The organism is Pseudomonas putida (assembly GCF_002025705.1).
In the GTDB taxonomy this organism is placed as follows: Bacteria; Pseudomonadota; Gammaproteobacteria; order Pseudomonadales; family Pseudomonadaceae; genus Aquipseudomonas; species Aquipseudomonas putida_J.
Map to the genome: position 1 here is coordinate 3,568,716 of NZ_CP018846.1, position 13,788 is coordinate 3,582,503.

General features: G+C 63.2%; 11 protein-coding genes. 8 read left to right on the forward strand and 3 right to left on the reverse strand.

What is annotated here, in order from left to right:
• Positions 1–21: 21 nt before the first annotated feature.
• Positions 22–1,323, reverse strand: a complete 1,302-nt coding sequence (locus BUQ73_RS16055) for an NAD(P)/FAD-dependent oxidoreductase (protein WP_079228806.1) — start codon at positions 1,321–1,323, stop codon at positions 22–24.
• Between the two features lie 134 nt (positions 1,324–1,457).
• On the opposite strand from BUQ73_RS16055, the gene BUQ73_RS16060 reads away from it, so the two are divergent.
• The 4 genes from BUQ73_RS16060 to BUQ73_RS16075 all read left to right on the forward strand — a co-directional run bounded on the left by BUQ73_RS16060 (position 1,458) and on the right by BUQ73_RS16075 (position 6,063).
• Complete coding sequence (locus tag BUQ73_RS16060; protein ID WP_079228807.1) at positions 1,458–2,378, forward strand: LysR substrate-binding domain-containing protein; 921 nt, start codon at positions 1,458–1,460, stop codon at positions 2,376–2,378.
• A gap of 165 nt (positions 2,379–2,543) precedes the next feature.
• Positions 2,544–3,149, forward strand: a complete 606-nt coding sequence (gene gstA, locus BUQ73_RS16065; protein ID WP_079228808.1) for a glutathione transferase GstA — start codon at positions 2,544–2,546, stop codon at positions 3,147–3,149.
• Positions 3,150–3,349: 200 nt separating this feature from the next.
• The gene (locus BUQ73_RS16070) at positions 3,350–4,120 is read left to right on the forward strand and encodes a class I SAM-dependent methyltransferase (protein WP_079228809.1); all 771 of its coding nucleotides are present in this window, start codon (positions 3,350–3,352) and stop codon (positions 4,118–4,120) included.
• 359 nt (positions 4,121–4,479) lie between these two features.
• Entirely contained in the window at positions 4,480–6,063 is a 1,584-nt protein-coding gene (locus BUQ73_RS16075; protein WP_079230574.1) for a methyl-accepting chemotaxis protein, read from the forward strand.
• 57 nt (positions 6,064–6,120) lie between these two features.
• Here BUQ73_RS16075 and BUQ73_RS28500 read toward each other — a convergent pair whose 3' ends face one another.
• Complete coding sequence (locus tag BUQ73_RS28500) at positions 6,121–6,723, reverse strand: hypothetical protein (protein WP_192858658.1); 603 nt, start codon at positions 6,721–6,723, stop codon at positions 6,121–6,123.
• Between BUQ73_RS28500 and BUQ73_RS16085 the strand changes: the two genes are divergently transcribed.
• The 4 genes from BUQ73_RS16085 (at position 6,722) to BUQ73_RS16100 (ending at position 12,285) form a co-directional block, all read left to right on the forward strand.
• A complete protein-coding gene (locus tag BUQ73_RS16085; protein WP_079228811.1) occupies positions 6,722–8,509 on the forward strand; it encodes an alpha/beta fold hydrolase in 1,788 nt (595 codons plus the stop codon). The genes BUQ73_RS28500 and BUQ73_RS16085 overlap by 2 nt on opposite strands.
• A 120-nt stretch (positions 8,510–8,629) precedes the next feature.
• Positions 8,630–10,378: an OPT family oligopeptide transporter gene (locus tag BUQ73_RS16090; RefSeq protein WP_079228812.1), complete on the forward strand. Its 1,749-nt coding sequence runs from the start codon at positions 8,630–8,632 to the stop codon at positions 10,376–10,378.
• Between the two features lie 103 nt (positions 10,379–10,481).
• Positions 10,482–11,315 (forward strand): oxidoreductase, encoded by an 834-nt coding sequence (locus BUQ73_RS16095; RefSeq protein WP_079228813.1) that lies wholly within the window; start codon positions 10,482–10,484, stop codon positions 11,313–11,315.
• A 28-nt stretch (positions 11,316–11,343) separates the two neighbouring features.
• The gene (locus tag BUQ73_RS16100) at positions 11,344–12,285 is read left to right on the forward strand and encodes an AraC family transcriptional regulator (RefSeq protein WP_079228814.1); all 942 of its coding nucleotides are present in this window, start codon (positions 11,344–11,346) and stop codon (positions 12,283–12,285) included.
• Positions 12,286–12,306: 21 nt separating this feature from the next.
• Here the strand turns inward: BUQ73_RS16100 and BUQ73_RS16105 are convergent, their stop codons facing one another.
• Positions 12,307–13,689 (reverse strand): PLP-dependent aminotransferase family protein, encoded by a 1,383-nt coding sequence (locus BUQ73_RS16105; RefSeq protein WP_079228815.1) that lies wholly within the window; start codon positions 13,687–13,689, stop codon positions 12,307–12,309.
• Positions 13,690–13,788 lie beyond the last annotated feature (99 nt).

The following is a 13,788-nucleotide window of genomic DNA, read 5'->3' on the forward strand; positions in this document are numbered from 1 at the left end:
TTTGATTGGGTGATTGAACGATCAGCGTTCCAGCCGCGCGCGTTGTACTTCCCAGGCCATGCGCAGCTTGGCACCCAGGTCGAAGAATGGCCGCGGCGGCAGGTAGCCAGGGCTGGCCTGGCCGAGTACGTCGCCAAGCAAGGTCGAGTCGGCGCCGATTGCCATTTCGACCAGCAGGCGCCCCCACAGGGTGCCGCGGGCAACGCCGGAGCCATTGCAGCCGGCCACCGCATGCAGGCCGTCCGCGACCCGGGCGAAATACGGCTCGCCGCTACGGGTGCCGCTGAGATGGCCGGTCCAGGTGTATTGCAGGTCCTGTGCGGTGATGCCGGGAAAGCGCTTTTGCAGCCCCAGCAGGTGCTGGCCCTGGCGCGCGGCCAGGCCACGGCTGCCAATGTCGTGCTGGCGGTACTCGACGGTGTTGCGGATCAGCAGGCGGCGCCCCGGCAACAGGCGCAGGGTGCAGCCGCCTGGCAAGGTGGACAGCACACCCCAGCCCTGTTCGTCGAACAGCTGCTGCCAGTGCGCCCCGTCCAGCGGGCGGGTGATGCTTGCACTCAACTCCAGCGGGAAGGTACCGCTGCGCTTGAGCCCGACCCTGGGCAGGAACGCACCGACACAGGCCAGTACCTGCCGGGCCTGTACCTCGCCGTCCTCGGTGCGGGCAACCCAGCCCTGGCCCGGGCGACGGCGCAGGTCGGTCACCGCGCTGTGCTCGAAGACCTCCACCTGCGCTGGCAACCCATCAGCCAGCCCTTTGACGTAACGCGCCGGCTGCAGCAGGCCGTTACCGCCAGCGCAGTGGATAGCCCTTGAGTAGAAGGCGCTGCCCAGGCGCCGTTGCAGGCACTCACCGTCGAGGTAGCTTGCCTGGGCACCGACGGCGCCCAGCGTCTCCAGTGTGCGCTCGACCTGAGGCAGATGCGCCGGCTGGTGGACCGCGAAGTGGTAGCCGTGGTCGCTGAACTCGCAGTCGATGGCCAGCTCAGCGATTCGCTGGCGGACTTCACCACCCGCTGCGGCCCCGATGCGCGAGGCGACCTGATAGGCGGCAAAGCCCGGGCTGCCGAGCAGTTCGTCGGCACCGGGCAGTTCATGGCTGACCACAAAACCCGAGTTGCGTGCCGAAGCACCCTGAGCAACCCGCTGACGCTCCAGCAACAGGATGCGCTGTGATGGAAAACGGCGCGCCAGGGTATGGGCCGCCGACAAGCCGGTGATGCCGCCGCCGATGATCAGCCAATCGACCTTGTGGGTGCCTAGCAGGCGCGGCCGCTGGGGCGATTCACCGGCCAGCGCGATCCAGCCACAGTGGTTGTTCATTACGTGCCACTCCTTCAAAATCGATGCACAGGCGTGATCGGCGGTTGCCTGCCAAAACGCGTCTTGTGCCCAATTTACGAGTGCGCCAGCGCAATTTCTAACGCTAATATTTCATTCATCCATTCGGAATTTGCATGGATAAAAACCTTCGCCTGCCGTCGCTACAGGCGTTACAGGCCCTGGTCCGGGTCGCCGACACCAGCAACTTCACCGAGGCTGCGCGCCAGTTGCACCTGACCCAGAGCGCCATCAGCCGGCAGATCCAGCAACTTGAGGAGCACTTCCAGACCGCGTTGTTCGACCGCACCAGCCGCAAGGTCGCGCTGACCGCCCACGGGCACGAGGTCTACGTGGTGGCGAAGAACATGCTGAACACCCTGCGCACGCTGGAGGAGAAACTGGCGCCAACACCGCTGGACCGGCCTTTTCGCATCCGCATCTTCGTGTCGCTGGCGGTACGTTGGCTGCTGCCCCGGCTGACCTCGTTCTACGCTGGCAACCCTGGCCTGACCCTGTCGATCGAAACGGTCAGCGGCGACCTGGTAGACACCGGCGGCGACTGTGACGCTTATGTGCTGTACCTGCCGGGCGGCCTGGACGAGCGCCCACTGACGCCGCTGTTCGACGAGTACCTGATCCCGGTCTGCGCGCCCGTGCTGAGCGACGGCCGCAGCCCGCCCCGGCGCGCCGCCGAGCTTGCCAGCCATGCGCTGATCCACGGCTCCACCTCGCGCTACGAATGGACCCTGTGGCTCAAGGCGCAACCAGACCAGCCCGCGCACCAGTACCAGCACCTGCTGTTCAACCTTGACGACCTGGCGCTGGACGCCGCCACCCGCGGCATGGGCATCGCCATGACCGACCGCATGCTGGCCCACGACGCCCTACAGCGCGGCGACCTCGTGGTGCCTTTCGGCGAAGCGCTGAAAACCGGCGGCGTGTATGCCCTGTGGCTGCGCGACAGCGGCGTTGCTCACCCCGCGTGCCAGGCCGTACTCAAGTGGTTCGAGGAACAGGTGGAGCAGACGATGCAACCGGAGCGACGCGCTACGTGAACGGCACCGGGCAACCCTCCCAGTGGTCGGTCACGACCGAACGCTGCCGTTCGCAAGCAAAAGGCAGCTTGCGTGAAATCCAGCTTTGGTGTCATAACCAGTGGGCTGCACAGTGCCTCACCTCGCCAGCCTGCTCACGGCTGGCCCGCTCAAAGGGAGACGACAATGAAGCTCTTTTACTCGCCAGGTGCCTGTTCACTCTCGCCGCACATCGTCCTTAACGAACTGGACCTGCCCTACACCGTCGAAAAAGTCGATCTAAAGACCCACACCACTGCCAGCGGCGCGGATTTCTACACGCTCAATGCCAAGGGCTACGTGCCAGCCCTGCAGTTGGATACCGGTGAAGTCCTCACCGAGGGCCCGGCCATCATCCAGTACCTCGCCGAGCAGAAACCCCAGGCCAACCTGCTGCCCCCTGCGGGCTCGCTGGAGCGCGCACGGGTGCAGGAATGGCTGAACTTCATTGGCACCGAGGTGCACAAGACCCTCGCCGCCCTGTTCAACCCGAGCATCGCCCCGGAGGCCAAGAGCAAGACCATCGACACCTTCGGCAAACGCCTGGGCTTTGTGGAAAAGGCACTGCAAGGCAAGGACTACCTGACCGGCAAGGCCTTCAGCGTGGCCGACGCCTACCTGTTTACCATCGTCAACTGGGCGCCCATGCTGGGCATTGACCTCTCGCCCTGGCCAACGGTGGCGCAGTTCCAGAAACGCGTCGCCAGCCGCCCGGCCGTGCAGAAGACCCTGCAGGCTGAAGGCTTGATCTGAGCTACGCGGGGCTCATTTTGCAAGGCTTGCGCGATCTCGCTCTCACAGAACTGCACATGACATTCTGATCTGCGCAGATCTGTGGGAGCGATCCGACAAGCCCGCCCCCACAGAGTTACTGTTGACCTTGCAGGTAGCTTCACGCCTGCGCGCGGTTTCTATACTTCGCTAATCGCCAGCCCTGCCAGGAGCCACCCAGCATGCCTCCCGTTCATGACGCCGCCCAGACCGGATTCTCCCGCCAGGCGCAGACCTACACCCAGGGCCGGCCCACCTACCCCGAAGCCTTATCCACCTGGCTGCGGCAGGTGGTGATGATCGACGGGCACACCCGTGTGGTCGATCTTGGCGCCGGCACCGGCAAGTTCACCCGCCTGCTGCTACCGCTGACTGATCGGCTGGTTGCCGTCGAGCCCATCGATGCGATGCGCCAGGAATTCGCCAAGTACGTGCCCGGTATCGAGGTGCTTGCCGGAACAGCCCAGGCAATAGCTTTGCCCGCTGCCAGCGCAGACGTGGTGTTGTGCGCCCAGGCCTTCCACTGGTTCGCAGACGCCCAGGCACTGGCAGAAATCCATCGGGTGCTCACACCTGGCGGGCGCCTGGGGCTTGTGTGGAACGTACGGGACGAATCGGTCGACTGGGTCGCGGCGATTACCCGGATCATCACCCCTTACGAAGGCGATACGCCGCGCTTTCATACCGGCCAATGGCGCACAGCATTCGACGGTTCAGGTTTCTCGGCACTGGAACTGACATGCTTCGAGCACACTCACCGCGGTAGCGCCGAAATGGTGATCATGGACCGCTTTCTGTCGGTCAGTTTCATCGCCAGCCTGCCGCCTGCGGACAAGGCCGAGGTTACCCGGCAACTGCGCGAACTGATCCAGACGCATCCGGCGCTGCGGGGCCAGGAAACCATCGCGTTTCCCTACCAGACCCACGCGTACCTCTGCCATCGGCTTGGCTGAAGGTCGGCTCAGAACGAGTCCCACAGCACAATTGCTCACACAAAGCAGCTGATAATGTCCACAATTCAGCACCATATCTGTTGTGAATAATGCGCTCGGAATGTATATTTTTCTGCAGCTGATGGCCCAGTGCCATGTCACTTGTCGCGCGGTTTCAGCCCCTGCAATCAGTGAAGGGATTCATCCTGAGTGAAGGGGCTTGAGGTACGTGCGTATTCACTCAATGCCCTCATTCCAGGTTTCTATCGCCGTCGCCTTCCCTGGCCACGGCAGCATTCCCTTACCTCGTGCAACAGGACCCCAACGGGCATCGCCCGGTAATGGCTATTTCAGGAACGATCAAAAGAAGGGCTATGCAGATGTTCGATGTAATCGGGAAGGTGTTGGCTGATATCAGCGTGAGGTCAAAGCTGACCCTGGGCTTTGCCCTGGTCTTGTTGTTGACCCTTGTGATTGCCGGCATCGGCTGGGGCGGCTTGAGCGGCCTGGGCGAGCGCAGTGCCAAGCTGAGCAGTATCGCCAAGATCAACGAAGAGGCACGCGACGTGCGCATCGCGCGCCTGAACTACACCGTGTCCCCCGGTTCTGCGCAATCTGCACTCATGGTCAAGGCGATGGATGAGCTCGGGCTTCGCATCGAAACGCTCGCAAAGCAGTTCACCGACCCGGAGGACCTGCGCTGGATAGGCCAGGCAGGCAACGCAGTCGAACGCTACCGTACACACTTCCAGGATTATGCCCGTGCCATCGAAGGGCACAACGACGCCCAGGCCAGCCAGGCCTTGGAAGTGCTTGAGGCCGACCTCAAGGGGTTGCTCGAAGCGTCCGGGCAATTGTCGAACAGCCAGTCAGCAAAGCGTGACCATGAAGTGCAGTCGTCGATCCAGCGGTTGATCCTCGCGACATTGCTGGCTTTGGTGCTCGGTGCTATGGCGGCCTGGTTGATCACGCGCCTGATCGTGTTGCCGTTGAAACAAGCCCTGCAGAGCGCAGAGCGGGTAGCCAATGGCAATTTGAGCCAGGATATCGAGGTTTCGCGGCGTGACGAGCTGGGCGAGCTGCAGGCCAGCATGCAGCGCATGACCCTTAACCTGCGTGACCTTATCGGCGGGTTGCGCGACGGCGTGGTGCAAATTGCCAGTGCCGCCGAGGAGCTGTCTGCCGTGACCGAGCAAACCAGTGCGGGCGTCAGCAGCCAGAAGGTCGAGACAGACCAGGTGGCCACGGCCATGAATGAAATGGCCTCCACTGTGCAGGACGTGGCACGCAGCGCCGAGCAGGCCTCGAATGCGGCAGTCAATGCCGGCCATGAGGCACGCGAAAGCGACGCCGTCGTCAACCAGGCCATCGAACAGATTACCCATCTGGCCACCGAGGTGGGTCATTCGACCGAGGCCATGGCCGGGCTCAAGCAAGAAAGTGACAAGATCGGCACGGTGCTGGATGTGATCAAGTCGGTCGCCCAGCAGACCAACTTGCTCGCCCTGAACGCGGCCATCGAAGCGGCACGCGCTGGTGAGGCCGGTCGTGGTTTTGCCGTGGTCGCCGATGAAGTTCGCAGCCTGGCGCAACGCACCCAAAGCTCCACTGAAGAAATCGAAGAGCTGATTGGCGGCCTGCACCGCGGCACGCAGCAGGTGGGCGATATTCTGGAGCGCAGCCGCGCCCTGACCAGCAACAGTGTCGAACTCACCCGCCGCGCCGGCGCTTCGCTGTTGAACATCAGCCGTTCGGTGTCCACCATCGAATCGATGAACCTGCAGATCGCCACGGCTTCGGAGCAACAGAGCGTTGTGGCCGAGGAGATCAATCGCAGCGTGCTCAACGTACGCGACGTGTCCGAGCAGACGGCCACCGCCAGCGAGGAAACCGCCGCATCCAGTGTCAAGCTGGCCCGGCTGGGTGCGGACCTGCAAGTGCTGGTGGGCAAGTTCAAGCTCTGAGCTTAGCCAGTGGCCCGTGCAGGTTGTGACTGCATGGGCCAGCGGCTGCTCGTAACATCACGCAGCCCAGGTTTCATGCAGATGACGCCATAGAGCGCGATCTCCCTGAAGGCTGAACAGTGCGGTCGAGATGCGTGTCTTCGCGTCCTGGCCGGGCTGGCGATGTGTCTCCTGATAGCGGATCACTGCCCCCTCCGGCCATTGCGCCAATGTTTCCAGCTCGGTCAGCTCAATGGTCAAGCCTGGTTGGCCACCCGCACGTTTTGCGAACAAGGTTGCCACATCCTGCAGGCATACCTGAACACCGGTAGGCGTGATCATGGAGAAGTCCTGGGTGAAGCGCTCGATCATCGCCTCAACCTGGCCTTCTCCTCTGGCGAACAGCGCCTCGATCAGTACGTGCAGGTCGATGACTTCTTGTAGGTAACGATTCATGGCATTCCAGTCCTGGGTTGATTGCCGATTATGACTGATCACCCAGGACAATGAGTGCTCATGGATCCCCTCCGAGGCACGCGATGAAAAGTACAAACCGTCGCCCCGGATCCGTCTCGTCATGAAATGAAAATTCGCTGACGTGCGATGAGAAGTGGCCGCTGCCACGGCTGCCTTAGAGTCGGTGCACAACAAGACCGTGCCCGGAATCAAGAGAGCAGCCATGAGCAGACCCACCCGAACGAGCGACACCGCCACCCAGCAAGCTCCAGCAACCGCCCGAAAGCGTCGCACGCGCAAGCAGGCCGACCTCCCGGAAGACTCTCCGTATCAAGCGCTGATCGACGCCGCGGCCAACCAGACCCTGGCGGCCAACCCGCTGGTCAGCATGCGCCCGGCTGACCTGGCCGGTTGGGCCGGTTGCCTGCTCAAGGCCGTGGGCAAGTCGCCGCTCAAGGCTGGCGCCCATGTAGGCGGTTACCTGAAGGCGCTGGGTGGCATCGTCGGTGGCCACTCCGGCATCGCGCCAGACCCGAAGGACAAGCGCTTTGCCGATCCGGCCTGGCAATCCAATGCCTTCTTGCGTGCACTGCTGCAAAGTTACCTGGCCGGCCAGAGTGAGTTGACCCGCTTCATCGAGACCAGCGACCTTGCCCCGCTGGAAAAGAGCCGCGCCCGGTTCATTGCGGCACTGCTGGCCGATGCCCTGGCACCCAGCAACTCACCACTGACCAACCCGGCGGCGCTGCGCAAGCTGGTGGACACTGGCGGCATGAGCCTGGCCAAGGGCATCGGCCAGTTCGGCCAGGACATCCTGCATAACCGCGGCCTGCCGAGGCAGGTCGACAGCTCACCGTTCAAGGTTGGGGAGAACATCGCCACGGCCAAGGGCGAAGTGGTGTTTCGCAACGAGATGTTCGAGCTGCTGCAGTTCGCCGCCACCACCGCAAATGTCTATGCCAGGCCACTGGTGATGTCGCCACCGCAAATCAACAAGTACTACGCCATCGACCTGTCGCCGGAAAAAAGCCTGATCAAGTGGATTCAGGACAGCGGGGTAACCCTGTTCGTCATCAGTTGGCGCAACCCCACCCGCGAGCATCGCGACTGGGGCCTGGCCGATTACGCGCTGTGCCTGGACCAGGCGGTGGACGTGGCGCGCAGCATCACCCGCAGCCCGGATGTGAACATGTGGGGCTCCTGCTCGGGCGGTATCACCCTGGCCGCCTACCTGGGTTGGCTGGCGGCGCGTGGCGAGGGCCACAAGGTGGCCAATACCAGCTGGGCGGTGTGCGTGCTCGACATGCCTTCGGCGTTGGGCGACACCACCCTGGGGCTGTTCAACACCCCCTCGGCCCTGCGCGCGGCCAAGGCCAGCTCGCGGCGCAAAGGTGTGCTGAGCGGCCAGGACATGGCGCGCATGTTCGCCTGGATGCGCCCGAACGACCTGATCTGGAGCTACTGGGTCAACAACTACCTGCTGGGCAACAAACCGCCGGCTTTCGACATCCTGGCCTGGAACAACGACACCACGCGGCTACCGGCCCAGCTGCACGCTGACTACCTCGACCTGATCCAGCAGAACCCCTACAGCCACCCGGGTACCCTGCAGATTGCCGGCGAGTCGATCGACATGACCCAGGTGCAGGTGGGCGCCTATGTGGTTGGCGGTACCACCGACCACATCACCCCCTGGCAGGGCTGCTACCGCACTGCCCGGCTGTTTGGCGCAGACACCACCTACGTGCTGTCCAACGCTGGCCACTTGCAGAGCCTGGTAAACCCGCCGGGTAACCCGAAGTCGTTCTTCTACACGGCACCGGCCGACGCCGAGGCCCCGGAAACCTGGCTGCAGAACGCCGGGGAACGCCAGCAAGGCAGCTGGTGGCCACACTGGCGCGAATGGATCGGCCAGCGCTCGGGCGACAGCCGGGCCGCACCGAAGAAGCCCGGTTCGCGCAAGTACCCCCCCCTGTGCCCCGCACCTGGCACCTACGTCATGGCGCGTTGAGTCAACGCCTGCAGTCGCGAAGGGCCGTTGACGGTGAGGGTGCATGAGCAGCAGTGAACCTTCGTGGCGTTCGCGGCTCAGTTGTGCAGAGCACGCTTGCGACTTCGACAAAGGATTGCCATGCCCCATGCCCCCTCCACCACCCTCCCCGCGATGCGCGTAGAACGTGAACTGAGCCTGCGGGCGGTGCTCACTGGGGCGCTGTTGGGCATCTTGCTCACGCCTTCGAATGTGTATGCAGGGCTGAAGATCGGCTGGTCCTTCAACATGTCGATCATTGCCTTGCTGATCGGTTTCGCCCTGTGGCAAGGGCTCGCGGGGCGCAGGGAAAACCGGCCTGCGTGGACACTGCACGAAAGCAACATCAACCAGACCGTGGCCTCGGCCGCCGCCTCCATCGTCTCTGGCGGGCTGGTCGCGCCGATTCCCGCCTACACCCTGCTCACCGGTCACCAGCTGGACCCGGTGCCGATGATGGCCTGGGTGTTCTCGGTGAGCTTTCTGGGCATCTGGATCGCCTGGTATCTGCGCCCTGCCCTGCTCAACGACCATGGCCTGAAATTCCCCGAGGGCATGGCGACCCTGGAAACACTGCAGCAAATCTACAACCACGGGCGCGAAGCCATGGCGCGAATCAAGGTGCTGTGCAGCGCCGCGCTGTTGTCCGGGCTGGTGAAGTGGATCGACGGGTTCGTCTGGGCGATACCGCGCTGGGCGCCCACACCTGCTCTCGAGCGCCTGACCTTCACGCTCGACCCTTCGCTGATGCTGATCGGCTTCGGCAGCATCATCGGCATACGTGTGGGCCTGACGCTGCTGATCGGCGCCGCTTTGGCCTGGGGCGGGCTGGCGCCGTGGTTGATCGAACATGCTCTGGTGGTGCTTGCCCCGGACGCCAGCGGCCCACAGTTCGCCGCACTGGTGGAATGGCTGTTGTGGCCGGGTGTAAGCCTGATGGTGTGTGCGACCCTGGCTTCGTTGATGGTTCGTCTTTTCCAGGTACCCCGGCGCACACCCGCCAACCTGCGCGTGCCGCGCGCCAAGGTGCGACTCACCCCATGGCCTGTGGCGGGGCTGCTGCTGTCCATCGTGCTGATCGTGACCCTGCAAGCCCTGTTGTTCGGGATCGACTGGTGGATGGCGCTGCTGAGCATTCCTTTGGCAGTGTGCCTTGCCGTGGTCGCCGCACGCGTGGTCGGCGCCACCGGCATCGCGCCGATTGGCGCCATCGGCAAGCTGTCGCAGCTCAGCTTCGGCCTGATTGCGCCGGGGCAGGTGGCGATCAACCTGATGAGCGCCAACACGGCCGGTGGCGCGGCCGGGCAGTCCACTGACCTGATGAACGACTTCAAGGTAGGCCTGGCGATCGGTGCGACGGCGCATAAGCAGCTGGTGGCGCAATGCATCGGGATCTTCATTGGCAGCGTGGTCGGGGTGCTGGTGTACCTCGTGCTGATTCCCGACCCGCAGGCCTTGTTGCTCACCGAGCAGTGGCCGGCACCGGCCGCAGCGACCTGGAAGGCGGTGGCGCAGACATTGACTCAGGGGCTGGGGGTGCTGCCGCTGGAGTTGCGCTGGGAGATTGTGGCCGGCTGCGGGGTTGGCGTGCTGTTGGGCGCGTTGGACAGCCTGCTGCCGCAGCGCGCGGCGCGCTGGTTGCCGAGTACGGCAGCGCTGGGGTTGGCGTTCATCTTGCCGGCTTCGATCAGCCTGATGATGGGGCTTGGGGCGGTGGTTACCTGGCTGGTCAGTTGCCGGTGGCCGAGCGTTACCGAGCGGTTTGCGATCACTGCGGCGGCAGGGTTGATTGCCGGGGAAAGCATCATGGGGGTGGCGGCATCGTTCTGGGAGATGCTGCGCGCGCTGTAGGCCGACAGATAGAAACAGGCAATACTCCAATTGGATCCGGCATAGGCGCCAGCCCCTTCTGAACCTAGCATTGCTGTGCCTTGAAACTTCAGGAACAGCAGCCATGAATGCAGAGAAAACCCTCTTTATCACCGGTGTCAGCAGCGGATTTGGCCTGGCGCTGGCCAGGGAGGCACTTGCCCAGGGGCATCGCGTGATCGGCACCGTACGCAGCGAGTCCGCACGGGCAGACTTTGCGGCGCTCTCGCCTGGACGGGGCCATGGGGTGGTGCTGGACGTTACCCGGTTCGATGCCATCGACGCGGTCATTGCCGAGGTGGAGCAGCGGCACGGCCCGGTGGATGTATTGGTGAACAACGCGGGCTATGGCCACGAAGGCGTGTTCGAAGAATCGCCGCTGGCCGAGATGCGCCGCCAGTTCGACGTCAATGTATTTGGCGCCGTTGCGGTGACCAAGGCGTTCGTGCCGTATTTTCGCCAGCGGCGCAAAGGGCACATCCTCAACATAACCTCCATGGGCGGGCATATCACCATGCCCGGCATTGCCTACTACTGCAGCAGCAAGTTTGCCCTGGAAGGTATCTCTGACACGCTGAGCAAGGAGCTCGCCCCGTTTGGTATCCATGTCACGGCCGTGGCGCCGGGGTCGTTCCGCACCGACTGGGCAGGCCGCTCGATGCAGCGCACCCCGCGCAGTATCAGCGACTACGATGCCAGCTTCGACCCCGTGCGCAAGGCGCGTGAAGAGAAAAGCGGCCATCAGCCGGGCGACCCGCAGAAAGCCGCACGCGCCATGCTGACGGTCATCGCCAGCCCCTCCCCGCCAACGCACCTGCTGCTGGGCAGCGACGCCCTGGCCTTGGTACGTGACAAGCTGCGCCAGACACTGGAGAGTATCGAGCAATGGGAGCCACTCAGCCGCTCGACCGATGGCTGAGGGCGAGACGGCAGGAGACGTGCAGACAATGGCCAGATCAAGCGACCTGTGCACACAGCGCATGGTGCAGTTGATGAAGCAGCTGGCCCCGCTGGAAGGCTACAACCTGAGCCCACTGGATGATGTGCGTTTTCTGCGCAGCAACCGCCCGCTGACGCGCACACCGGTACTGTACGAGCCCGGCATCGTCATCCTCTGCCAGGGCTGCAAGCGCGGCTACCTGGGCGACGAGATCTTTGTCTATGACGCCCAGCATTACCTGGTGGTGTCGGTACCGGTGCCCTTCACCATGGAGACCGATGCCAGCGAGGCTGAGCCGATGCTGGCGCTGTACCTGCGCCTGGACTTCACCCTGGCCGGTGAGCTGATCCAGCAAGTGGATGCAGTACGAGGGTTCGGCGCATCCCAGCCAATGGGCATGTACGCATCCCCCATGGACGATGCGCTGCGCCGCTCTACCTTGCGCTTTCTGGAAATCATGGCAGACCACACCGACGCTCAGATCCTCGGCCCGGCGATGCTGCGCGAACTTTACTACCGCATCCTCACGGGCGATCAAGGCGCAACCCTGCGCGCCGCTATTGCCCAACAGGGCCAGTTTGGCAAAGTGACCCGCGCCATTCACAAGATCCACCACTGCTATCACGAGCACCTGGATGTCGACGCCCTGGCCCGAGAGGCACAGATGAGTGTGCCCAACTTTCACCTGCATTTTCGCAAGGTCACCGAGTCCTCGCCCATGCAGTACCTCAAGTCGACACGCTTGCACCAGGCACGCTTGCTGATGCTGCGCAACGACCTGACGGCAGCCAGAACGGCGTTTCTGGTGGGCTACGAAAGTGCATCGCAATTCAGCCGCGACTTCAAGCGCCTGTTCGGCCGTACTCCATTGGCGGAAGTGGCGTGGATGAAGCAGGCCTATGCGTTGCCGGCACCGACCACACCCTCCCCGTTCGTGTCATCACACTAGCCATGGGGATTGAACTCGCGACTAAGCACTCAGCGCCCGTTTCAACACTTCATAGATTTTGCCGTCGCCCGATTGAGCAACGTTGAAACGCAGGAAATCCCCCGCCGTCATGGACTGGCTGAACGCATTGCCGGGCGCCAGCAACACACCTTCGTTCAGGCAGGCCCTGGCCAGCGTGGCTGCATCCTTGCCTTGAGGGAGCTGGCACCAGAGGTACATGCCTGCCTGGGGAATCATCCAGGGCTTGATACCAATGGCTTGAAGCTTCGCTACCGTACTGTCCATTGCCTCGGCCAACCGCAGGCGAACACTCTCCAGGTGCTTTCGGTACCCGCTATCAGTGATCGCTTGATGGATGATATCCGCAGCCAGGCGCCCAGCCCCGAATGTGGTCGCAATCTTGAGGTCGACCAGGCTCTCGATCCATTCACTCCGTGCGGCGATGTAGCCGCACCGGATCGACGCGGAGATGGTCTTGGAAAAGCTGCCTATCTGGATAACACGTGAGAGGCCATCGAAGGCAGAGAGCCGTGGCGCGGGCGTGTTCTCGAAATCGGCGAAGATGTCGTCCTCTACGATCACCAGGTCGGAGCTGTCGGCCAGCTTCAGCAGCCTGTGCGCCGTGACCGGGGACAGAGTGGCCCCGGTCGGGTTGTGGATGCCGGAATTGGTCATGTACAACCTGGGGGAGTGCTTGAGCAGGGCAGCGCCGAACGCCTCGATATCAGGGCCTGTCTGCGTGTAGGGTACGCCCACAATGTTCACCCGGTGTGCTTTCAGGATTGCGTGAAAGTTGAAGTAACAGGGGTCGTCGACCAGGACGGTGTCCCCCGGCTCCAGCAGAAACCGGCAAATCAGGTCGATGGCGTGGGTGCCGGAATCAGTGAGCATGATCTGCTCCGCAGGCGCATCGACCCCGATGCCCGCCAGCCGCCGCGACAGGAATTGCCTGAGCGGCGGATGCCCAAGGGGTGACGCGTAATCCGTCAGTTTCAAGGTGTCGGAACGGGCAGCGACTCGCAGCGCTTTACGCATGCCGGCTTCGTACATCCAGGATGCAGGTAGCCAACCACACCCGGGTTTCAGCGCATCGCTGGGCGCTTCGAGGGACTGGCGCGAGATCCACAATGGGTCGACTTCACGATCGAGCCTGGGGCCGAGTTCAGTCAGTGCCAATGGCGCCACGGGCCCGGCCACGTAATAGCCGGAGCCACGGCGTGAGCTGAGTACACCCTCTGCCATCAACCGCTCATAAGCTTCGAGGACGGTGGAAACCGATACCTGCATGGTCTGCGCCATTGCCCGGACCGAAGGAATCCTTGCACCTGGCGTGTAGGTTCGAGAGGTAATCCTGGACTGGACCTCACCCATTACCGCCCGGATCAGCGTTCCACTGCGTTTCATCGCGCCCTCAACTGTACTGGGTTAATGTGCATAACAGTTCGGTCAAACTGTATTGGATTGTACATGGCCTTGGTGAGCCCGTCAGTGATGTACTGAACC

Bases quoted from the DNA above. Each gene is read 5' to 3' on its own strand.
- BUQ73_RS16060 (WP_079228807.1), top strand. From the start codon at position 1,458: ATGGATAAAAACCTTCGCCTGCCGTCGCTACAGGCGTTACAGGCCCTG.
- BUQ73_RS16075 (WP_079230574.1), top strand. From the start codon at position 4,480: ATGTTCGATGTAATCGGGAAGGTGTTGGCTGATATCAGCGTGAGGTCA.
- BUQ73_RS16105 (WP_079228815.1), bottom strand. From the start codon at position 13,689: ATGAAACGCAGTGGAACGCTGATCCGGGCGGTAATGGGTGAGGTCCAG.
- BUQ73_RS16095 (WP_079228813.1), top strand. From the start codon at position 10,482: ATGAATGCAGAGAAAACCCTCTTTATCACCGGTGTCAGCAGCGGATTT.
- BUQ73_RS16085 (WP_079228811.1), top strand. From the start codon at position 6,722: ATGAGCAGACCCACCCGAACGAGCGACACCGCCACCCAGCAAGCTCCA.
- BUQ73_RS28500 (WP_192858658.1), bottom strand. From the start codon at position 6,723: ATGGCTGCTCTCTTGATTCCGGGCACGGTCTTGTTGTGCACCGACTCT.
- BUQ73_RS16070 (WP_079228809.1), top strand. From the start codon at position 3,350: ATGCCTCCCGTTCATGACGCCGCCCAGACCGGATTCTCCCGCCAGGCG.
- BUQ73_RS16090 (WP_079228812.1), top strand. From the start codon at position 8,630: ATGCCCCATGCCCCCTCCACCACCCTCCCCGCGATGCGCGTAGAACGT.
- BUQ73_RS16055 (WP_079228806.1), bottom strand. From the start codon at position 1,323: ATGAACAACCACTGTGGCTGGATCGCGCTGGCCGGTGAATCGCCCCAG.
- gstA (WP_079228808.1), top strand. From the start codon at position 2,544: ATGAAGCTCTTTTACTCGCCAGGTGCCTGTTCACTCTCGCCGCACATC.
- BUQ73_RS16100 (WP_079228814.1), top strand. From the start codon at position 11,344: ATGGCCAGATCAAGCGACCTGTGCACACAGCGCATGGTGCAGTTGATG.